The following is a 20,445-nucleotide window of genomic DNA, read 5'->3' as shown; positions in this document are numbered from 1 at the left end:
TTAGTGCAAAATCCCTTCATCGTTCGACAGGATTTTTTGCAGCAGTGTAATAAATCGTTCTCGATCTTCTTTATTCAATTTTTTAGGCCCTTTGGCATATACGCCTTTTCTTCTTTGTTTGCCGGAAAAATGACGGCCCTCTAGAGCAAAATCAATCGCATCTTCTTTGTAAAGACGACCTCTTTCCGACATAACAGAGACATTTCTGTTCAACAGCAGAGATGCTAATCCGATGTCCTGCGTCACAACGATATCTCCCGGTTTTACGTGATTTGCAATATATAAATCAGCAGCTTCTTTATGAGGATCAACATACTTCCATTTTTCTTCATTGCTTCTGGAAAGCTGATAATGTTCAAATGAAGCGACAAAAAGAACTTGAACTTCATACTCGGATGCTGTTTGTAAAATTTCATCTTTTACCGGACAAGCATCAGCATCGACAAAAATCGTCTTTTCTTGTTCATTAAGAAGAGTAATTCTCCATCCCTCCATTAAACTCCTGCATAAAAGCAAGCAAAATCGCACATCCTTTATTATTGTGGATGTATATGAATTTGTCGAAAAATTTCCGGGAGAAATTCTTGACATCTTACCCATAATAGTTTATTCGTATCACACGATCCTTAAACCTAAAATTAATCATTTTATCACAATTTTTTATTATAATACAAACTTCACAAAGATGCTATTGTTTTTCATTATTCCCTTTTGGCACAGCCAAAAACCCAGGATAGAGCGTCCTGAGTTATATGTTTTTTGTTTTGAGATGATGGATAATATTTGCTGTTTCCTCAACCGCTTTATTTGAAACATCAACAACCTGGCAGCCGATCCGATCCACAATCTTTTCAAAATACTCGAGTTCCTCTTTGATTCTATTGATATTTGCATAAATCGCTTTATCATTAAGCCCGAGTGATTTTAAGCGTTCTTTTCTGATATGATTCAGTTTATCAGGGCTAATCTTTAAACCGATGCATTTTTTCGGATCAACGTTAAAGAGTTCTTCCGGCGGATCAACCTCCGGTACAATCGGAACATTGGCAACCTTCAGGCGTTTGTGTGCGAGATATTGAGACAGCGGTGTTTTAGACGTTCTTGACACGCCGATCAAAACGATATCAGCTTTTAAAATCCCTCTTGGATCACGTCCATCATCGTATTTAACTGCAAACTCGATGGCCTCCACTTTTTTGAAATAATCTTCATCAAGCTGGCGCACCCGCCCCGGTTCGTATTTCGCTGTTAAACCGTAGGCTGTTTCCATTTTATCAATCAACGGGCCGATAATATCATAATATAAAACATTTGCTTTTTCCGCTTCGGCTATCAAATATTCTCTGATTTCGGGCACCACGAGTGTAAAACAGATAATGCCCCCGTCTGCCTTTGCAAGTGAAATCACTTCATTGATAGTGCCTATATCTTCAACATAAGGAATTCTTCTTACATGAGTATCATCCGCCGATCCGTTAAATTGGCTGAGTGCTGCTTTTACTACCAATTCAGCCGTTTCACCGACGGAATCCGATACAACATAGATGATGCGGTTATTCATATTATCCCCCCGTTAGTTTGCAATCTTATAGGATTTCATTTTCAGATAAACTGACAAGTATTTTGGTCATATTTGTTTTTGTCACTCTGCCGATCACTTCAAAGCCTTTATCGGTGTCTTTGATGACAGGAAGTGCATCAATTTGTTTTTCTATTAAGTGCTTTGCAATGTCCATCACATAATCCTCGCGTCTGCACACCGTAATGTTCGGCATCCTTGTCATGATGATGTGAACAGGGACCGATGTAAGCTCCTGCTGGCCAATGCTCGCTCTGAGCAAGTCTTTTCGTGAAAGCACCCCGACTAAAACAGCATCGCGGTCCACCACAAACAGAGTACCTACATCTTCTAAAAACATGGTGCAAATCGCATCGTACACAGAAACGTTTTCGTGAATCACTACGGGGATAGATTGAAAGTCTTTCACCTGAAGCTTTTTGAGTTTATCCGCCAAAAGCTGCGTGCCGGTTTTTCCCGTATAGAAATAACCGACTCTCGGGCGCGCCTCGAGGAATCCTGACATGGTGAGTATGGCTAAATCCGGGCGCAATGTCGCCCTGGTTAGGTTCAGCTTTTCTGCAATATGCTCCCCTGTAATCGGCCCGTTTTCTTTTACAATCTGCAAAATATGTTCTTGCCGTTTATTTAGTTCGATCGTACTCACCACCTTTTCACTTCATAGCTATGTAAAGAAATAATAATCCATATTATAACGTAAATATCTTGTAATCAAACAAAAAACTTATAAATGGGGAAAAGACGATTACCGATCACACAGCAACCGCCTTTTCTCTCTTTATTTTACAATAAGGGCATTCATATTCGCAAAGGACTTGATCTCATCCGCCAAGCTTACCATTTGCGCTAAACGATTTGCCTTTAATGACTCATTATCCGCTATAACCATTGTATGATCGAAGTAAGCATCGATCGGTTCTTTTAAGGCTGCAAGTGAAGCAAGCGCCGCCTCATAATCTTTTTTGCTGAAGTTTTCCTGCAGATTTTGCTTCGCTGTTTGGTAGGCATCAAACAGTTTTGCTTCGTATTCATTTTCAAACAGATCAGGCTGAATGTCTCCGCGGACTCCTTTTTTGCTGATAGAGATCACTCGGCCTAACGCTTCGGCTGTTTCCTTAAAACCAGGTGCACCAAGCTTTTGCTCCAGTACTTGTGCTTTATGCAGCGCAGAGTACGGCTCAAGCTCAGAGCTTTCCAGCACGGCGTCAATGACATCATGTCTGATTTGTTCAGCATTCAAGACATATTTCAAGCGCTGAGTGAAGAAATCCAGCAGTTCATTTTCTTTATCGGTTTGTACGAAAGTAAGCAGCTCTTCAAATGAAATTCCCCAGTTGCGGTCAAGAAGAATCGCAACAATACCGCTTGCTTGGCGGCGCAGTCCGTAAGGGTCCTGGGAACCGGTCGGAATTACGCCGATAGAGAAGAATGAAGCGATTGTGTCAAGCTTATCCGCCATTGCTACAACAGCTCCGGTGAAAGTAGAAGGTGTTTCTCCGCCCGCTGATCTAGGCATATAATGTTCATTGACTGCCGCAGCCACAGCTTCATCTTCGCCAAGCATTCTCGCATACTTTTCGCCCATAATTCCTTGAAGTTCAGGGAATTCATATATCATATGCGTCACAAGGTCGAATTTAGAAATTTCAGCAGCCCGCTTCACATGTTTTAATGTATCTTCATCAGCCTGAAGACGAACGGCAAGTTTCTCTGCGATTGATGTGACTCTTCTAACCTTATCAGCAAGAGAACCAAGCTCTTCATGGAAAACGATATTTTCAAGCTTCTTCACATTTGCATCAATGTTTAGTTTCTGATCTTCCTTGTAGAAGAATGAAGCATCAGATAAACGTGCGCGCAGCACTTTTTCATTGCCTCGGGCCACATTTTCAATCGCGTGGCTGTTGCCGTTTCGGACTGTGATAAAGTGAGGCAGCAGGTCACCGTTTTTGTCTTTGACAGGGAAGTAGCGCTGATGCTCTTTCATTGTCGTGACAAGCACTTCTTCAGGAATTGACAGAAACTCGGATTCAAATGAACCGTAAAGAGCTGTCGGGTATTCTACTAAATGATTCACTTCATCAAGAAGGTCTTCGTCAACTGGAATGCTCCAATTGTTTTCATCAGCCATTGTTTCCAGCTGAGATTGAATCATTTGCTTTCGGACGCTAGGATCAGCAATAACATGCTGTTCTTTCAGCTGCTCTTCATAAGCTGAAGGTGATTCAATTGACACTTCATGTCCGAGGAAACGGTGTCCCTGTGTTGTCCGTCCAGACTCAACGTTTGTGATCGAAAATGGAATGACATCCTGTCCAAATAATGCGACAATCCATTTGATCGGTCGGATATAACGCAAATCTTCATTTCCCCAGCGCATGTTTTTCGGGAAATGCAAGCTTGTAATTAAACCGCTCAATTCTGGCAGAAGCGACTTCGTTTCTTGGCCAGCTTGGAATTTTTGCACGAATACATACTCTATGCCTTTTACTTCTTTGATGTACAGGTCTTCCACATTCGCGCCTTGGCCTTTTGAAAAGCCGATTGCCGCTTTTGTCCAGTTCCCGTCCGCATCAAGGGCAATTTTTTTCGCAGGCCCTTTTGCTTCTTCTTTTATATCATCCTGCTTTTCTGCGACATCCTTAACGAACACAGCAAGACGTCTCGGTGTATTGAATAGTTTCACTTCACCGTGAGTAATATTTTTTTCTTTAAGCCAGCCTGTCAGCTTGTCGCCAAGCTGAACCATGCTTTCATTCAAAAAGCGCGCCGGCATTTCCTCTAATCCGATCTCTAAAAGTAAATCCTGTTTACTCATGAGAAGAACCCTCCCCTTTAAGCATTGGGAACCCTAGTTTTTCTCGTTCCTCATAATAGGTTTTTGCTACTTTTCTAGCTAAATTCCGCACTCTTGCGATATAGCCCGTCCGCTCGGTAACAGAGATCGCACCTTTGGCGTCAAGCAGATTGAAGGTGTGCGAGCATTTCAGCACATAGTCATATGCTGGATGAACAAGTCCGTTATCCATTTGCTTGATCGCTTCTTTTTCATATGTGCTGAACAATTGGAACAGCATATCGACGTCTGATGTTTCAAACGTATAAACAGAATGCTCATATTCGGCCATCATGAATAAATCTTTTACTGTAAACCCTGACGTCCATTCCAAGTCAAACACGTTTTCTTTATCCTGGATATAAGACGCGAGACGCTCAATTCCATACGTAATCTCTACAGAAACGGGTTTACACTCTAATCCCCCGACCTGCTGGAAATACGTAAATTGTGTTATTTCCATTCCGTCAAGCCAAACTTCCCAGCCTAGACCCGCGCAGCCTAAAGACGGATTCTCCCAGTTGTCTTCAACAAAGCGAATATCGTGCTCAAGCGGATCAATTCCAAGAGCACGCAAGGAATCCAAATACAACTCTTGAATGTTATCAGGAGACGGTTTAATAATGACCTGAAACTGATGATGTTGATACAGTCTGTTCGGGTTCTCCCCGTAGCGGCCGTCTGCAGGACGTCTGGAAGGCTCTACATAAGCCACTTTCCACGGTTCAGGGCCGATACTGCGCAAAAATGTATACGGGCTCATCGTGCCGGCTCCTTTTTCTACATCGTAAGCCTGCATAAGCACACAGCCCTGACTGGACCAATGCTTTTGCAAGGTTAGAATCATGTCTTGAATATTCATTTCAAGCACCTCCACTTTTCTTTCATAAGTTGACTGCGGCAGCAACCAAAAAACTCCCGTCTCTATGCTTGCCAGCCGCAAACATAGGGACGAGAGTTCTCCCGCGGTTCCACCCTAGTTGCTGAGAACAAAATCCCAGCCTCTTTTTTTAAAATTGCTCAAGAATGCCTTTCGTTGCGTGCTCATCCTTAGCTTACACCGCCCTAAGGTCGCTTTCATGAGGTAAACGCAAGTACTTCTTTCTCTCACTGCAACATATTTTATAATAAATGATCATATAAAAAGATGGACCAAATGTCAACTTTTGTTTTCACCCATAAGATGTTTCATGCTTTCCATTTGATCTAAAAAGCGCTTTGATTTTAAATACAATCCCGAATATTCTTCGTAATATAAATCAATCACTTGCTTTAATTCAGCTTTTGTTTCCTCTTTTAAGGACACATTGCCGAGTCTCGACAGATCAAAATAGTAAAAGAGTCTTAACAGCCTTGCCGTTTGCGGTTTAATCGGTATCCTGTAAGGATCTTTTTCAAAACAGCGGTGGCATATAAAACCATTATCACGAACAGAGAAATGAAAGGTTCCGTCTTGGCTTTTACAATGTACACAATGATTCAGCTCAGGATACAGGCCCATGACACCGAGCATCTTCATTTGAACAATGAAGGTGATAACATCCGGATCTGTTCCTTCATTCAGCTGTTTTAATGATTCTAGTATGAATTCAAATAAATAAGGATTTGACTTTTTTTCTTCTGTGCCTCTGTCGACTAACTCAGCAATATAGGCAGCATATGCTGTTAAAAACAAGTCTTCCCTGATGCCTCTCATGCTGAGGATCATTTCCCCCTGCTGAAGCGTTCCGAGGCCCGATGTTTTTTGCATTAAGAAAGAACCATACAAAAAGGGCTGGCTGACTGCTGATAAACGGCTGTTCGGTTTTTTGGCGCCTCGTGCCATAACACCTATTTTTCCGTGTTCTCTTGTCAATAAAGTTACGATTTTATTCGTCTCTCCGTAATCATTTGTGCGAAGAACGATTCCTTCACATTTTGTCAGCATTTCCGCACCTTCCTCAAGCAGGAGCGGCCAAGAGGTTTATAAAATTGGATAATCAAATCGGGCTAGCTCATCTTCTAGTTCTTCGGGTCTTTCCATGTTCTCTTTTTCCAGTTCTTTAAAAAGAAGATACGTATCAACATTTCCTGTTTGAGAAAATACGTTCCAGGTAAAATTCAACACAAGAAACCCACCTTTCTGTAGTTAAACTAGCTTACCTAAACTCCAAATTCTTACCTTTATCTTGACCAGATGTCCTCCATTTCATGTTAAACAAAATTTGCTAATGTATCCCTGTTCCTGTGAGATAATGACACACACAGCAAGAGATTAATATTCGTCCTCTTTAAAGCCAAAATCGCGAAGCTGGGACATTTTATTACGCCAGTCTTTCTGCACTTTCACCCACAATTCAAGGTAGACACGGGAGCCCAACAGTGCTTCAATATCCGCTCTCGCTCTTTTTCCAACCTCTTTTAGAAGGCTTCCTTTTTTACCGATCACGATGCCTTTCTGGGAATCCCGCTCGACCACAATCGTTGCCGCTACGTGCACAGAACCGTTGTCCTGCCCTTTGATGGATTCGATGGCCACCGCAATGCTGTGCGGGATTTCTTCTCTCGTCAAATGCAGCACCTTTTCCCTGATTAATTCAGAAATGATAAATCGTTCAGGGTGGTCAGTTACCTGGTCACTCGGATAGAATTGCGGCCCTTCCGGCAAATACGCTTCAATCTGAGCGAGCAATGTTTCGATGTTATTTCCTTCTAAAGCAGAAATCGGAACAATTTCCTTAAAAGGATAACGTTTGCGGTATTCGTCAATTAGCAGAAGCAATTGGTCGGGATGAATTTTATCAATTTTGTTTACGATTAAGAATACAGGCGTAGACATCGTCTGCAATTTCTCAATGATAAATTCGTCGCCCTTCCCGTAGCCTTCCTCAGCATTGATCATAAACAAGATCAAATCGACTTCTTTTAATGTATTTTGCGCCACTTTCATCATAAAGTCCCCAAGTTTATGCTTAGGTTTATGAATCCCTGGTGTGTCAATAAAAATGGTTTGTGATGTGCCTGTCGTCAGTACTCCTTGCACCTTGTTTCTCGTCGTTTGGGGCTTATCGCTCATGATCGCGATTTTTTGTCCAATGACTCTGTTCAAAAATGTAGATTTTCCTACGTTTGGTCTTCCAATAATGGATACAAATCCTGATTTAAAGCTTTCGTTCGTCATGTAAATCCTCCGATGAAAATGCGCCTGGCAATAATTCTTCCACAGTCATTTCTTTTATTTGTCCTTGTAAATTAGTTAGTACGACAATAACGTCTTTTGTGCAAAGCTCAGAAATCACCTGGCGGCAGGCTCCGCACGGAGATACCGGTCCAGGGGTGTCAGCCGCAACGGCCAGCATCTGAAACTCTGTATCCCCTTCAGAAACAGCTTTAAATAAAGCCGTACGCTCGGCGCAATTGCACATGCTGTATGCCGCGTTCTCAATGTTGCAGCCTCTGTACACTTTTCCATCCTTGGTAAGAAGAGCGGCTCCTACTTGGAATTTGGAATACGGCGCATATGCCATATCACGCGCTTTTAAAGCTTCTGTTATTAATTCTTGTCTGTTCATGTGTACATTCCTCTCTTACCTATAATGGTACCGCTATCACTTTATATTTTACATAATCGCGCGCTTTTTTTCACGCCCATTTCTAAAAATGTAAAATAAATGTAAGAATTTTCAGCCATTACAGCTTTGGCAAAAAAATAAGTAAACCAATGATACACGAAATCACGGCAAAAACGCAAACAGCCCCGGCGGCAGCGTCCTTGGCCGCTTTAGCAAGAGGGTGATGTTTGTCAGTTATTAAATCAACCGTATGTTCAATGGCTGTATTTAAAAGCTCAAGCGAAAACATACCGCCAATCAAAAGGAATATAATCATCCACTCAATCATGCTGAGCTCTACAAGGAAGCCGCAAATGAGAACAGCGCAGGCGGCTGCGGCATGAAATTGGAAATTCCGCTCCGTCCGCGCTGTTTCCCAGATGCCCCGGCCTGCATGCACGAAGCTTTTGAAGAATCGCTTCAGCTCATTTCTATGATCTTTTGAGTCCATAAGCGTCCAGCAATTCCTTTTGCTTAGTAAACATCTCCTCTTCTTCCTCTTTCGTCATATGGTCATATCCTAAAAGGTGCAGAAATCCGTGTACAGCTAGAAATCCGAGCTCTCTTTTAAAAGAATGATTATACTCCTCTGCCTGCTCTCTTGTGCGATCGGCACTAATGATAATATCACCTAAAACCGGAGGCATTTCAGCGCCCACGATTTCGATCTCGCCTTCTCCCTCTTCTTCAAGAGCAAATGAGATGACATCTGTCGGAGCATCCTTTCCCCGGTATTCTTTGTTAATCTGATGTATGTCATCATTGGAAACAATCGTGACAGAAACTTCAGCCTGATCCTGAACGCCTTCACGCTCAGCGGCAAATTGAAGCAGATTTTCTACTTCTTTGAGCATCTCTTCTGAGACGCTTCCTGTTTCATCAACGATATCAATCAGTAAACTCATCTATTTCACCTTCTTAGTAGCCTCCGGATATTCAATCCGGGAGTGGAAAATTCCTTTTAATGTTGCACAGAGCGTTTTTGCGATTGTATCCAGCTCTTTAAATGTCAAATCGCACTCACTGAACTGTCCGTCCTGAAGCTTATCGGATATAATACCCCGGACAAGCTTTTCAATTCGTTCAGGATTGGGATTATGCATGGATCTGACGGCCGCTTCAACACTGTCGGCCACTGATATAATTGCGGCTTCCTTTGACTGCGGCTTCGGCCCCGGATAACGGAACTCTTCCTCTGTAATCTGGTCGCCTTTTTCCTTCGCTTTATAGTAAAAAAACTTTAAAAGCGAGGTTCCATGATGTTGCTCAGCAATATCGACAAGCTCTTTCGGAAATTTATAGCTTCTCAGCATATTCGCACCGTCTGTCGTATGCGAGATAATAATATTTTTACTCAACTGAGGTGACAGCTTGTCATGCGGATTGTCAATATTCATTTGGTTTTCAATAAAATATTGCGGGCGCTTTGTTTTTCCGAGATCGTGATAATATGCGCCGACTCTTGCAAGCAAACCATTAGCCCCAACCGCTTCACAGGCTGCCTCTGATAAATTGGCAACCATTACACTGTGATGATATGTACCTGGTGTTTCCGTCAGTATTTTGCGCAATAGCGGATGGTTAGGATTAGACAGCTCGAGCAGCCTCATGGTGGATAAAATGCCAAAGCCCGTCTCAAAAAACGGCATCAGGCCGATGATCAATACAGATGAAGCAAACCCCGACACAACCCCCATGAGCATTAACGTGCCGATTTCAAGACCCGATAGCGCAGTGTTCTGGATCAATAATAAGGATAGAACGACAACCATATTAATAAACGCCACGAAAAGTCCGGTCTGCAAAATCTTTGATCTTGCATTGTGTTTTCCTAAAAATAATACACCTGAAATGCCGCTGATCAAATAATAAATCCCTATGACATAATTGAATGTTCCTGTCACACCCTGATTAAACATCATACTTCCGCAAATCGCAAGAATGATACTTCCCAAAATGGCAATGCGTTCATTCATCAGCAGTTTGATTAAGATGGCGCCGGCCGCAATGGGGACCAGATAGCCGATATTATTATACTCCATCTTCTGAAACAAACTGACAACCTCCATGATCACAAGCAAAAGTGTTGTGATAATCGAGAATAACAGAATGGATTGATTTTTAAACTTCAGATTTTGTTTCTGTTTTTCAAAATAATATACAAGTGTTGCAATGAAAAGTCCGATCATAATCAATAGCCCGCTGATCGGTTTAAAGAGATTTGAGTTATTTAATAACCCGGTCAGCTCAAGTTTCCTGTACACTTCCCGATCAATGAGGTCATTTTCTTCCACGAGCACTTGTCCCTGTTTGATTTGAACCTGCTGGACATTATCTGAGGCTTCCTGCCGTTTTGCCTCTGTTGCTTTCGGATCGAAGACGTAATTCGGAATAATAGCAAAACGCCCGATTTCTGTCGCGGCTCCCAAGTATTTAGACGGAATAGAATTGCTCTTTAGCTCTTTTTCTACCTTATCCTTTGCATCAGATAGTTTATCCGAAGGGATTTCACTGCTCATGACCGTATTTACTGCGGTAATGACCGTATCTCTGACAAAAGAAAAGTCTTCACTGTCTGCTTTCAGCAATGTCTTGATGGAATCCTCGGATATGGAATCATTCACATCTGACGTCAATTTATCCTTTACGGATTTGACCATTGATTTTTCCGATGGTGATTTGCTGCCTTCTTCCGATGATTTTTTCACTTCACTAATACTGTCGAATATTGATGACACAAGGTCAATCCGATTGTCTGTATATTCTTTTTTTAATGTATATTGATCTTCAACCGCGTCCTCAGCGGCTTGCTTTTTTTCCTCTGTGGCTTTTTGATCTTCTACGGTTGCCGGAGCGTAAATGGTCTTGTCGCTGACTGAAAACAGGTCTAAATCAAGTGTTTCCGGCTTAACATGTACAAAGAGCAAAGCAAACATAATGGCAGCCAGCAGAAGATACAGCAGTACATGCATGGAGCGGGCATTTTTAAAACTGCTCCATTTTTTTGAGCTGCTTTTGGTCTTAGCCTTCTTTTTCAACACAAGAACCTCCTCTTGAAACATCAAGCCCATAAGCAATCATAAAAATGACCCGATAACGCGCGATCGGGTCATTCAGCATTAATTTTGCTTATCGTATGCTTCAATAATTTTCGCAACAAGCGGATGTCTGACCACGTCTGTCTGGTCTAGCTCAATCATAGAAATGCCGTCTATTCCTTTCAGCATCTCCTTCGCTACTGCAAGTCCCGATTTGACGCCTTTCGGCAGATCAATTTGGCTAACGTCACCTGTAATGATCATTTTAGAGCCAAAACCCAGTCTCGTCAAAAACATTTTCATTTGAGCAGGCGTGGTATTCTGTGCTTCATCAAGTATAACATAAGCATCATCGAGCGTCCGTCCCCTCATATATGCGAGCGGAGCAATTTCAATGATGCCTCTTTCCATCAGACGTTCTGTATGATCTGCCCCAAGCACATCATGGAGAGCGTCATACAGCGGGCGCAAATAAGGATCTACTTTTTCTTTTAGGTCACCTGGGAGAAAACCAAGGCTTTCACCAGCTTCCACGGCAGGTCTTGTTAAAATGATTTTTTTGATATGTCCGTTTTTTAAAGCATGGACTGCTTTTACGACAGCCAGGTACGTTTTCCCGGTTCCCGCCGGACCAATGCCGAATACAAGGTCATTCCGCTTCATAGCGGCCACGTATTCCCGCTGCCCCATTGTTTTTACACGGATTGATTTGCCTTTTGCGTTTTTTGTAATTTCTTCTTCATACATGCTTTCAAAGTATTCAAGTTCATTCTTCTTTGCCATTTTGATGGCGTAAATCACATCACGTTCAGAGATCTCTATCCCCTTGCGAATTAAAGCGAGGAGCGATCCCAGCAGCCTGTCTGCAATCTGAAACGATTCATCATCGCCTGAAACATAAATCGTCTCGCCGCGCGTAATGATATTTACATTCAGATCTTTCTCCATCAATTTCAAAAAAGAATCTTGGTTCCCGAAGAGTGAAAGCGCCTCGTCCGGGTTTTTCAGTTTTTGATTCATCGCAAGTAAATGTTCTGTCATTCTTCAGTCTCCCTGACAATAGGTGTGGTTTGAACGATATCTTCTATAACTTGGTAGAGAATAATCAACTTTACTTTACCATTCTCAACAGTCTGGTGCAAAACTTTTTCACTTTTCACCTCGCCGTTTTCGCCTATTTTATCCTCTACATCCTGTTTACCCAATTTAATGCCTTCTTGAACTGCTTCTTCTTTCGTATATTTTCGTAAAGCCTCTTCACTTTCTCTCGTTTGCTCTTTGACATAGGATACAGGGAGCTTAAATCCGAGAAAATGAAGCGAATGCTTTTCTTGTTCTGTTTTTGGATGCTTCAATTCCTCTTTTTTAAACGTCATCCCCCAGATCGGGATTGCCAAAGAACCAAAAGAAAGCTTGTGCTTTGTCCTTACTTTGCCCGTATAGACGTTAAATAATGTTTCAAGCGGGACTGTCACTTCTGATCTATACCAGGTTTCTCCGTAAATTTCTGCTTTTGAGGCAACTTCTTGCTGATGGTCTTCGCTGCCGATCAGTCCCGAAACAAGCAGCTGACCCTCTTCAACATGATCGTGTATGGCAGCCATGGGCTGTCCTTTTTGCACAAACATTCTCGTAATGGTTGCTTTCTTTTTGGCGACAATATTGCGCGGGCTAACATACTTTTCTTTTTCGGGCTCATTTTTCTCCACAACTTTCATGTGAATGGTCGTCCCCTTCAGATCAACTCCGACCCAAGTGATATTGTCTATTCCATTGGTTAATGATTTCTGTATTTTTTCGGGCGACATCATTAAAAACTGCAGACGGCCCTTTTTGACGCCGATTTCATTAAGATGCTGCCTCATTTGATGTTCTGTTTCAGGCTTAGCGCCTGTCACATCAATTTTCCACACCATATTGGACAGCAAAAACAAAAGGATGAAAAAAATCGCAAAACCGATCGTAAACCCTATATTCAGCTTTGATTTCAGCAACAGGAAGGGAAAACCCTTCCGATTGATAAATCGGGCTTTACATTTAAATTTACTTCTCACCCGCCGAAAGGCATGTACATCCTGAAGCTGTATATATAACGATACGGCTTCTTTCTTTTTTTTGACATGAAAGACCGGAATCCCCTGTCTTGTGCATTCATTAAGGAGCCGCTCAATCCCTCTTCCCGTCAATTCAAGCTGGACCTTACCCGAAAAAAAAGACAGCCATTTATTTTTCACAACATTTCCCCCTCGGCTTTATGACTCAACATATCGAACGACATCAATCGTACCCTCCAAAAGTATCTCTTCCGGAAGAATCGCCTTGATGACAAAATTTTTACCAGATATGATGCACTGGCCCTGCTTCAGCATCAGCCTCACTTCATTCTCACTGAAAAGCAAAAGACCTCTGTGGTTTTCTATGTAGATATGAAGTCTGCCAACCATTGTAATCCTCGGCAGATCCATCATAACGTCCGGGGGAATTTCCAATGCTCTTGTCAGCCAAGCTTTCATACGATTCTTTCTTTGCCCCATACAAAAAGAACCCCCTTTCATCTCATATGTATGATTTGAAAGGAGGTTCTAACACTTTAATTTTTACGGGCTGGGCGCATCGTACGGTGAGGTTTTTTCGCCCGTGGAGGTCCGAACACCTCTCCTAGAACGATCCCCTGTACGACAGTGTCTTTATTCACCTGAAGCATTTTTTGTTTTGTGTATACTGTTTTTTGTTTGGCAGCAGCAAGATCTCGTTCCAGCCCTTTCAAGTTTCTTGCTGTTTCCCTGCGTCTTTCTTCCGCTTCCCGTCTTGCCTGTTCCATACGGTTAGGGATAGGTGCAGGGGCGTCTTCTTTTGACTGCTTCTTTTGAGGAGAAGCAGATTGCACGTGTTGAGGTTTTTTTCTTTTTTGGCTGTTTTGCTTTTCTTCTTTGTTCTTTTTGCCGAAAATCGCAGAAATGATTCCGATAATCGCTGCAATAATAAGCGGATTGGTCAGTATATCTTCCATCAGAGTTCTCCCTTCTTAGAGAGATTATGATTTGCGGTCTTCATCAGACGAATCTTTCGTCAGTTTGCCGAATGAATCACGCATTTCTGTGTCAGCATCGATGTTTTTGATATTCATGTAGTCCATGACGCCAATATTCCCTTCACGTAAAGCTTCTGCCATCGCAAGCGGCACTTCCGCTTCGGCTTCTACCACTTTCGCGCGCATTTCTTCTACGCGGGCGCGCATTTCCTGTTCTTGAGCGACAGCCATCGCACGTCGTTCTTCCGCTTTTGCCTGCGCGATGTTTTTATCAGCCTCGGCCTGATCGGTTTGTAAAATTGCACCGATGTTTTTGCCGATATCTACATCTGCAATATCAATTGAGAGAATTTCAAACGCAGTTCCTGAGTCCAATCCTTTTCCAAGGACTGTCTGAGAAATCATATCAGGGTTTTCAAGCACTTTTTTATGATTATCTGATGAACCGATTGTAGAGACAATCCCTTCGCCGACACGGGCTACAATGGTTTCTTCCCCTGCTCCCCCGACGAGGCGTTCGATATTCGCTCTTACTGTGATTCTCGCTTTCGCTTTCATTTCAATCCCGTCCATGGCAACACCGGCAATAAATGGTGTTTCAATCACCTTAGGGTTAACACTCATCTGCACGGCTTCCAATACGTCACGGCCGGCAAGATCAATAGCAGCACAGCGTTCGAATGTGAGTTCAATGTTGGCTCGCTGAGCAGCGATCAGAGCATTGACAACTCTGTCAACGTTTCCTCCGGCAAGATAGTGGCTTTCAAGCTGGTTTGTTCCAACGTCGAGTCCGGCTTTATGCGCTTTAATCAGCGGGTTAACAACCCGATTCGGAATGACGCGGCGAAGCCTCATCCCTACAAGAGTGAAAATGCTGATTCTAACTCCGGCTGCTAATGCTGAAATCCATAGCATCACAGGCACAAATGTAAAAAATACAGCTAAAACAATGATCCCTACTACGATAATAGCCAGAATCATAAGTGTTGATGGATCCATATCTATTCTCCTCGTTTCTGTTTAAATTTCTCGCACGACAATGCGGGAGCCTTCTACTTTAATCACCTTTACTTTCTTATCTTTTTCTGTAAACGATCCCTCTGAAACGACGTCAAGGCGTTCATCATCAATAATGACGGTACCGGAAGGACGCAGCGGTGTAAAGGTTATACCCACTTTTCCCATTAAGTCCGTGCGCGTTTGATTTGAAACGTAGCCGCTCTCCGTATTTGTAGAATCATTTAATATCAATTTCTTAAAGAATTTCATACGCTTTCCCAACACCCTTGTCAGTAAAATAAAAGCTGTAATCGAAACAGCTGAGGCGATCAAGAGAGAAACCGCCATGACAGTGAAGCTCCCCGCGGCTAAAAACAGGCTCGCAATAATCGCTCCCAAGCCCAGTAATCCAATGATTCCTCCGGGAAGAAAAATCTCAAGCAGGATGAGGATCACCCCTGCTATAAAGAGGAGAACCGTCTCATACCCGGCAAGGCCGGCTGCAAGATGCCCGTAAAAGAACAGCAATAACGCAATAAGTCCAGCCGTTCCAGGGAGGCCGACACCCGGTGAAAAAAGCTCCACCGTCAGACCTAAAAAAGCGATTGTCAGCAGAATAGGGACAATGACCGGATTCGTCAGCCACCTTGCCGTCTTTTCCGCAAAGCTCTCCTTTGCGTAGCTGATCTGCGCTTTTTCGAACCCAAGCTTCTTTACGAGCGTGGACAAATTGTCAGCAGTGCCTTCTGAATAGCCTACCTCAATTGCCTTGTCTGCGTTAAGTGTCAGCAGATCTCCCTTAGGCGCGCCGACTTCCTTGGCATCTATATCCGGGTCAGCCATTGCGAGCGCATATTTTGGATCGCGGTTATTTTTCACTGCGGCATCTTCCATCTCTGCCAGCCAAAGTGATTGAGCTTTTTGGTCAGCGGCATTGCCTTGGCCATCAACAATCGCGGCGGCTCCCATTTTTCCGCCAGGCGCCATATAAATGTGATCTGCTTGCAGTGCAATATATGCACCAGCAGACAACGCGCGTTTGTTGACATATGCAGTTACGGGGATCTCGCTTTCGGTTATCAAATCGGCCATATCAATAGCAGATTTGACCAATCCCCCCGGGGTATTGATATCAAGAATAATATGGTCTGCATGTGCATCCTTTGCGTCTTGTAACGAACGGGACAAAAACGAGGCGAGACCCTGTTCGACATTTTTTTCAACCGGAATCACATAAACAGTTTGTTTTTCTGCTTTTGCGTTCAGTTGTACGCCTAATAAAGAAAGCAAAAATATACTCAAAAGAGCAGCACGGAATCCTTTGATTTGAAGCAAGGGCGGTGTATCCCTCCTTCCTTTTATAATAAGTGCCTTCTCTTCATACGTAACAAATGTATCAAAGGTTTCATTTTTTTATGTATAAAAAAAGACATCTCTCTTAGAAAGATGTCCTTTTCTTTGCCATTTAAGACAGTTGACTGCTCACAAGCTTATTAATTAAACTTCCGTCAGCTTTACCTTTTACTTTAGGCATAATTGCCCCCATCACTTTGCCCATGTCCGCTTTTGAGCTCGCACCGACCTCCGCGATGGTTTCATTTACGATTGTACGCAGCTCTTCTTCTGACAGCTGCTCAGGTAAATAAACTTCTAAAATGTCCAGCTCTTTTTGAACTTTATCTACTAAATCTAAACGATTAGCGTTTGAAAATTCCTGGAGGGAGTCTTTACGTTGCTTAAGTTCACGAGAAAGGACAGTGAGTTCCTCATCCTCGGTCAAACTGTCTTTCTTAAGCTTAATTGCTTCATTTTGAAGTGAAGCCTTAACCATTCGAACGACAGTCAGTTTGTCTTTCTCACGGTTTTTCATATACAGCTTCATATCCTGGTTGAGACGCTCAAGAAGACTCATAAATCCACCCTCTTTTAGAATTTGCGTTTTCTAGCAGCTTCAGACTTTTTCTTGCGCTTTACGCTAGGTTTTTCATAAAATTCACGCTTTCTTGCTTCTTGCAAAGTACCTGTCTTTGATACACTGCGTTTGAAGCGACGAAGAGCATCTTCAAGCGATTCGTTTTTTCTAACGACCGTTTTTGACATTCTCTTTCCCTCCCTCCGAATACACCAATCGACTACCTTTAAGTTACACATATAAACATGTACTTTGACATTATAATATAAGCCATCAGTCAGGTCAACTAAGTGAGTTCACTTTTCCGTCATGAGTGCGACTGCCTGTCTATATAATGATAGAAAGGGGTTGGTGAATAGGATGTTAATTCTGATTAGCTTTACTGCTCTTATATTATTCTTTCTCGCAGGCATGAACATGCTTCGAAAAGGCTTAATTTCTATGGCGTACTCAAAAATTGAAGATCGTTTGCTTTTATTTACGGACCATCCGTTAAAAGCGTTTCTTATCAGCATTGTATTTACGGGGATACTTCAGAGCAGTTCAGCCTTTATGGTCATTGTCATCGGCTTTGTAAGTGCGGGCGTTCTTTCTTTTAAGCGGACGATACCGATGATTCTGGGGACGAATGTTGGCTCTACTTTTACAACTGAATTTATTGCTATCAAAATGGATATTTTGATTTGGGTTCTTTTAATAGGAGGTTTATTGTTTTTTCTGACTGGCAGGTATCCTTTGAAACAGCTGGGAACAAGCTTCCTTGGACTGGGCATCATCTTCTTTTGCATCAGCGGATTCAGCCACCTTGCCGGGCCGCTGACGAAGCTGAAAACGGGAGCCGACGTTCTATACCATGTTAACGATTCAAACTGGTCCGCTTTGCTCATCGGGATGGTGTTAACTGCCATCATTCACTCCAGTTCTGTCTGTATCGGCATTTTGATGAGTTTTATGAATGAAGGGATTATCGGACTGACACAGGCGATGAGCGTCGTACTCGGATCCAATATCGGGACATGCATTACAGCTGTCATGGCTGCTGTATCCGGCGGATATGCGGCGAAACAGACAGCGTATGCCCATGTGGTATTTAACGTGCTAGGGGTGGCTCTAGTATTGCCTTTTCTGACCGCAGCGACCGGCTTTGTAGAGCATTTATCACCCGATCCTACCCAAAGGATTGCTCATTTCAGTCTTTTATTTAATGTAGTAACAGCTCTTTTATTCCTTCCGCTTACAAACTTGTTTTACCGATTGATTCACTTTCTTATCCCGGCTAAATAAAAAAACCGGTACATTTTAATGCACCGATTTTTTAGGTTAAGAAGACAAACGCATGTGTTCAGTTATTTCATCCTCAACCACACGGACAAACTGTCCTTCGTTGTAAGGATAACCTGCTTTTAGGATTTTGACTTTTACGATTTTGCCGATCATATCTTCCGTACCTTTGAAAACAACCTTCATATAATTGTCTGTGTAACCGACAAACATATTTTCTTCTTCTGTTTCCTTAAACGCTTCCTCAGGGATAATCTCAAGCACTTCATTTTCATACTGAGAAGCGTATTCTTTTGCAAGCTGGTCAGAAAGAGCAATCAGGCGGTGCACACGTTCGTTTTTCACGTTTTCATCCACTTGGTCTTCCATTCGCGCAGCTGGTGTTCCTGTACGCTTACTGTAAGGGAAAACATGCAGTTCAGAGAATTTATGTTCTTTAATAAAGTTATAGGTTTCCATAAATTCTTCTTCTGTTTCTCCAGGGAACCCGACGATGACATCAGAAGTAACAGCTAAGCCTGGCAGTGCTTTTTTCAATTTATTTAAACGGTCTGCAAAGAATTCCATTGTATATTTGCGTCTCATCCGTTTAAGCACTGTGTTTGATCCGGATTGGATAGGAATATGCAGATGATTCACTATCTTATCTGAGCGGTCTAAGACCTCGATCACTTCGTCAGTGATTTGGCTGGCTTCGATTGAAGAAATTCTGATCCGTTTCACGCCTTCCACACGGGTGTCTAATTCGCTCAAAAGCTTCGCGAAGTTGTAATCTTTCATATCTTCGCCGTAGCCGCCTGTATGAATACCCGTAAGAACAATTTCCTTATATCCGGCATCGACAAGCTGCTGCGCTTGTTTAATGACTTCTTCAGGGTCGCGGGAGCGGAGCAGGCCTCTCGCCCACGGAATGATACAGAATGTGCAGAAATTATTGCAGCCCTCCTGTATTTTCAATGACGCTCTTGTCCGGTCCGTGAAAGCAGGCACATCAAGCTCTTCATATACTCTTGCTTTCATGATGTTGCTGACGCCATTAATCGGCTGGCGTTCTTCTCGGTATTGGTCAATGTAGCCAAGCATTTTTTCACGGTCCTGTGTTCCGACTACAATGTCGACACCGGGGATCGCCATAATCTCAGCAGGTGAGGTTTGCGCGTAGCAGCCTGTGACACAGATGACACCGTCAGGATTTTGACGAATGGCGCGTCTGATCACTTGGCGGCTTTTTTTATCTCCCGTATTTGTAACCGTACATGTATTAATGACATATACATCAGCTGTTTGTTCAAAATCTCTTCTTTCATAGCCCGCTTCTTTGAAAAGCTGCCAGATTGCTTCTGTTTCATAATGGTTGACTTTACAGCCAAGCGTATGGAAAGCAACAGTTGCCATTACTGATCACCTCTTAATAACTCTGTTTGATAAGAAATCGCGCTTAACGCGTATAGCGGAGCGGTTTCTGTCCTTAAAATTCTCGGTCCAAGGCCGCACGTCACACCGTCTTGCTCTGTGAGCCGTTCAACCTCCGCTTCTGTTAAACCGCCTTCGGGACCAAATACGATCAATAGAGATGATCCTTTCGGAAGGCTGCTTACAATCGCGCTGAATGCGCTTATTTCCCCTTGCTTCGATGACTCCTCGTATGCAACGACACATTTATCGAAATCCTGCATCCTTTGAAGAAGCTGCTGAAAAGAATGGACATCCATCACTCGCGGCACTTCGTTACGGTACGATTGCTCAGCCGCTTCCTTTGCAATTTTCGTCCATCTTTCCCGCTTTTTCTTTGCCTTTTTGTCATCCAGCTTGACAACAGAACGCGCGGCTTGGAAAGGAATAAAGGCATGAGCTCCGAGCTCAGTCCCCTTTTGGATAATCCATTCAAGCTTATCTCCTTTCGGAAGGCCGCTCGCAATATAGACCTTTATCGGAAGCTCTCTGTTTTCATTCGTCCATTCTATCACAAGGCAGGACACTTTATCTTTGGAAACAGATTGAAGTTCACATTTTGCCTCGAAGCCGTCTTGAGAGCAGCAGATAATCTGATCTCCCTCATTCATTCTCATCACGTTCACAATATGATGAACATCTTCGCCGGTAATCGAAAAAGCCGGCGCTTCCTCTATTTGCTGCTTCGTGAGCTCGATAAAATATCGTTGCATACGCTGTGACACCT

The 20,445-nt window shown here is 42.9% G+C and carries 23 protein-coding genes and 1 other annotated feature; of the genes, 1 reads left to right on the top strand and 22 read right to left on the bottom strand.

Features of this window, described 5'->3' with window-relative positions:
* The 20 genes from ACQVGT_RS08260 to rpsU all read right to left on the bottom strand — a co-directional run bounded on the left by ACQVGT_RS08260 (position 1) and on the right by rpsU (position 17,173).
* Positions 1-495 (bottom strand): YaiI/YqxD family protein, encoded by a 495-nt coding sequence (locus tag ACQVGT_RS08260; protein ID WP_015384116.1) that lies wholly within the window; start codon positions 493-495, stop codon positions 1-3.
* Between the two features lie 253 nt (positions 496-748).
* A complete protein-coding gene (locus ACQVGT_RS08255) occupies positions 749-1,561 on the bottom strand; it encodes a pyruvate, water dikinase regulatory protein (protein ID WP_003230064.1) in 813 nt (270 codons plus the stop codon).
* A gap of 25 nt (positions 1,562-1,586) precedes the next feature.
* Complete coding sequence (gene ccpN / locus ACQVGT_RS08250) at positions 1,587-2,225, bottom strand: transcriptional regulator CcpN (RefSeq protein ID WP_003237058.1); 639 nt, start codon at positions 2,223-2,225, stop codon at positions 1,587-1,589.
* Positions 2,226-2,357: 132 nt separating this feature from the next.
* Complete coding sequence (gene glyS, locus ACQVGT_RS08245; RefSeq protein ID WP_015384117.1) at positions 2,358-4,397, bottom strand: glycine--tRNA ligase subunit beta; 2,040 nt, start codon at positions 4,395-4,397, stop codon at positions 2,358-2,360.
* Positions 4,390-5,277 (bottom strand): glycine--tRNA ligase subunit alpha, encoded by an 888-nt coding sequence (gene glyQ, locus ACQVGT_RS08240; RefSeq protein ID WP_003226213.1) that lies wholly within the window; start codon positions 5,275-5,277, stop codon positions 4,390-4,392. The genes glyS and glyQ overlap by 8 nt, the downstream gene beginning before the upstream one ends.
* 82 nt (positions 5,278-5,359) lie before the next feature.
* Positions 5,360-5,535 (bottom strand) — a binding site (T-box leader).
* Positions 5,536-5,574: 39 nt separating this feature from the next.
* Positions 5,575-6,342, bottom strand: coding sequence for a DNA repair protein RecO (gene recO / locus ACQVGT_RS08235; RefSeq protein ID WP_015384118.1), 768 nt, complete (start codon positions 6,340-6,342; stop codon positions 5,575-5,577).
* 36 nt (positions 6,343-6,378) lie between these two features.
* Positions 6,379-6,522 carry a YqzL family protein gene (locus ACQVGT_RS08230; RefSeq protein WP_003230053.1) on the bottom strand — a complete coding sequence of 48 codons (144 nt, stop codon included), beginning with the start codon at positions 6,520-6,522 and terminating at the stop codon, positions 6,379-6,381.
* 147 nt (positions 6,523-6,669) lie between these two features.
* A complete protein-coding gene (era, locus tag ACQVGT_RS08225) occupies positions 6,670-7,575 on the bottom strand; it encodes a GTPase Era (RefSeq protein ID WP_003230051.1) in 906 nt (301 codons plus the stop codon).
* Entirely contained in the window at positions 7,556-7,966 is a 411-nt protein-coding gene (locus ACQVGT_RS08220) for a cytidine deaminase (RefSeq protein WP_003230049.1), read from the bottom strand. Before ACQVGT_RS08220 ends, era begins: the two co-directional genes overlap by 20 nt.
* Positions 7,967-8,084: 118 nt before the next feature.
* Positions 8,085-8,456, bottom strand: coding sequence for a diacylglycerol kinase family protein (locus ACQVGT_RS08215; protein WP_015384119.1), 372 nt, complete (start codon positions 8,454-8,456; stop codon positions 8,085-8,087).
* A complete protein-coding gene (ybeY, locus tag ACQVGT_RS08210) occupies positions 8,437-8,910 on the bottom strand; it encodes an rRNA maturation RNase YbeY (RefSeq protein WP_003230039.1) in 474 nt (157 codons plus the stop codon). The genes ACQVGT_RS08215 and ybeY overlap by 20 nt, the downstream gene beginning before the upstream one ends.
* Positions 8,911-11,046, bottom strand: a complete 2,136-nt coding sequence (pgpH, locus tag ACQVGT_RS08205; RefSeq protein ID WP_010886570.1) for a cyclic-di-AMP phosphodiesterase PgpH — start codon at positions 11,044-11,046, stop codon at positions 8,911-8,913.
* Positions 11,047-11,124: 78 nt separating this feature from the next.
* The gene (locus tag ACQVGT_RS08200; RefSeq protein WP_014477373.1) at positions 11,125-12,084 is read right to left on the bottom strand and encodes a PhoH family protein; all 960 of its coding nucleotides are present in this window, start codon (positions 12,082-12,084) and stop codon (positions 11,125-11,127) included.
* Complete coding sequence (gene yqfD / locus ACQVGT_RS08195; protein WP_015384121.1) at positions 12,081-13,277, bottom strand: sporulation protein YqfD; 1,197 nt, start codon at positions 13,275-13,277, stop codon at positions 12,081-12,083. The genes ACQVGT_RS08200 and yqfD overlap by 4 nt, the downstream gene beginning before the upstream one ends.
* Before the next feature lie 18 nt (positions 13,278-13,295).
* The gene (gene yqfC, locus ACQVGT_RS08190) at positions 13,296-13,577 is read right to left on the bottom strand and encodes a sporulation protein YqfC (RefSeq protein WP_003226191.1); all 282 of its coding nucleotides are present in this window, start codon (positions 13,575-13,577) and stop codon (positions 13,296-13,298) included.
* 56 nt (positions 13,578-13,633) lie between these two features.
* The gene (locus ACQVGT_RS08185; protein WP_015384123.1) at positions 13,634-14,053 is read right to left on the bottom strand and encodes a YqfB family membrane protein; all 420 of its coding nucleotides are present in this window, start codon (positions 14,051-14,053) and stop codon (positions 13,634-13,636) included.
* Positions 14,054-14,077: 24 nt separating this feature from the next.
* On the bottom strand, positions 14,078-15,073 hold the full coding sequence (gene floA / locus ACQVGT_RS08180) for a flotillin-like protein FloA (RefSeq protein ID WP_003237085.1): 996 nt from the start codon (positions 15,071-15,073) through the stop codon (positions 14,078-14,080).
* Between the two features lie 21 nt (positions 15,074-15,094).
* Entirely contained in the window at positions 15,095-16,408 is a 1,314-nt protein-coding gene (locus ACQVGT_RS08175) for an NfeD family protein (RefSeq protein ID WP_014477376.1), read from the bottom strand.
* A gap of 130 nt (positions 16,409-16,538) precedes the next feature.
* Positions 16,539-16,985, bottom strand: coding sequence for a GatB/YqeY domain-containing protein (locus ACQVGT_RS08170; RefSeq protein ID WP_003230022.1), 447 nt, complete (start codon positions 16,983-16,985; stop codon positions 16,539-16,541).
* A gap of 14 nt (positions 16,986-16,999) precedes the next feature.
* On the bottom strand, positions 17,000-17,173 hold the full coding sequence (gene rpsU / locus ACQVGT_RS08165; RefSeq protein ID WP_003152957.1) for a 30S ribosomal protein S21: 174 nt from the start codon (positions 17,171-17,173) through the stop codon (positions 17,000-17,002).
* Between the two features lie 172 nt (positions 17,174-17,345).
* On the opposite strand from rpsU, the gene ACQVGT_RS08160 reads away from it, so the two are divergent.
* Positions 17,346-18,269, top strand: coding sequence for a Na/Pi symporter (locus ACQVGT_RS08160; RefSeq protein WP_015384125.1), 924 nt, complete (start codon positions 17,346-17,348; stop codon positions 18,267-18,269).
* Between the two features lie 36 nt (positions 18,270-18,305).
* Here the strand turns inward: ACQVGT_RS08160 and mtaB are convergent, their stop codons facing one another.
* Both mtaB and ACQVGT_RS08150 read right to left on the bottom strand, forming a co-directional pair.
* Complete coding sequence (gene mtaB, locus ACQVGT_RS08155; RefSeq protein ID WP_003230017.1) at positions 18,306-19,661, bottom strand: tRNA (N(6)-L-threonylcarbamoyladenosine(37)-C(2))-methylthiotransferase MtaB; 1,356 nt, start codon at positions 19,659-19,661, stop codon at positions 18,306-18,308.
* Positions 19,661-20,431 (bottom strand): 16S rRNA (uracil(1498)-N(3))-methyltransferase, encoded by a 771-nt coding sequence (locus ACQVGT_RS08150; protein ID WP_015384126.1) that lies wholly within the window; start codon positions 20,429-20,431, stop codon positions 19,661-19,663. The genes mtaB and ACQVGT_RS08150 overlap by 1 nt, the downstream gene beginning before the upstream one ends.
* Between the last annotated feature and the right edge of the window lie 14 nt (positions 20,432-20,445).

This window comes from Bacillus sp. SCT118 (genome assembly GCF_058566435.1).
This window is presented reverse-complemented; position numbering and strand designations above follow the sequence as displayed.

Excerpts from the sequence above, each read along its gene's own strand:
- ACQVGT_RS08260 (WP_015384116.1), bottom strand. The coding sequence starts at position 495 with ATGGAGGGATGGAGAATTACTCTTCTTAATGAACAAGAAAAGACGATT.
- ACQVGT_RS08255 (WP_003230064.1), bottom strand. The coding sequence starts at position 1,561 with ATGAATAACCGCATCATCTATGTTGTATCGGATTCCGTCGGTGAAACG.
- glyS (WP_015384117.1), bottom strand. The coding sequence starts at position 4,397 with ATGAGTAAACAGGATTTACTTTTAGAGATCGGATTAGAGGAAATGCCG.
- glyQ (WP_003226213.1), bottom strand. The coding sequence starts at position 5,277 with ATGAATATTCAAGACATGATTCTAACCTTGCAAAAGCATTGGTCCAGT.
- recO (WP_015384118.1), bottom strand. The coding sequence starts at position 6,342 with ATGCTGACAAAATGTGAAGGAATCGTTCTTCGCACAAATGATTACGGA.
- era (WP_003230051.1), bottom strand. The coding sequence starts at position 7,575 with ATGACGAACGAAAGCTTTAAATCAGGATTTGTATCCATTATTGGAAGA.
- ACQVGT_RS08220 (WP_003230049.1), bottom strand. The coding sequence starts at position 7,966 with ATGAACAGACAAGAATTAATAACAGAAGCTTTAAAAGCGCGTGATATG.
- ACQVGT_RS08215 (WP_015384119.1), bottom strand. The coding sequence starts at position 8,456 with ATGGACTCAAAAGATCATAGAAATGAGCTGAAGCGATTCTTCAAAAGC.
- ybeY (WP_003230039.1), bottom strand. The coding sequence starts at position 8,910 with ATGAGTTTACTGATTGATATCGTTGATGAAACAGGAAGCGTCTCAGAA.
- ACQVGT_RS08200 (WP_014477373.1), bottom strand. The coding sequence starts at position 12,084 with ATGACAGAACATTTACTTGCGATGAATCAAAAACTGAAAAACCCGGAC.
- yqfC (WP_003226191.1), bottom strand. The coding sequence starts at position 13,577 with ATGGGGCAAAGAAAGAATCGTATGAAAGCTTGGCTGACAAGAGCATTG.
- ACQVGT_RS08185 (WP_015384123.1), bottom strand. The coding sequence starts at position 14,053 with ATGGAAGATATACTGACCAATCCGCTTATTATTGCAGCGATTATCGGA.
- floA (WP_003237085.1), bottom strand. The coding sequence starts at position 15,073 with ATGGATCCATCAACACTTATGATTCTGGCTATTATCGTAGTAGGGATC.
- ACQVGT_RS08170 (WP_003230022.1), bottom strand. The coding sequence starts at position 16,985 with ATGAGTCTTCTTGAGCGTCTCAACCAGGATATGAAGCTGTATATGAAA.
- rpsU (WP_003152957.1), bottom strand. The coding sequence starts at position 17,173 with ATGTCAAAAACGGTCGTTAGAAAAAACGAATCGCTTGAAGATGCTCTT.
- ACQVGT_RS08160 (WP_015384125.1), top strand. The coding sequence starts at position 17,346 with ATGTTAATTCTGATTAGCTTTACTGCTCTTATATTATTCTTTCTCGCA.
- mtaB (WP_003230017.1), bottom strand. The coding sequence starts at position 19,661 with ATGGCAACTGTTGCTTTCCATACGCTTGGCTGTAAAGTCAACCATTAT.
- ACQVGT_RS08150 (WP_015384126.1), bottom strand. The coding sequence starts at position 20,431 with ATGCAACGATATTTTATCGAGCTCACGAAGCAGCAAATAGAGGAAGCG.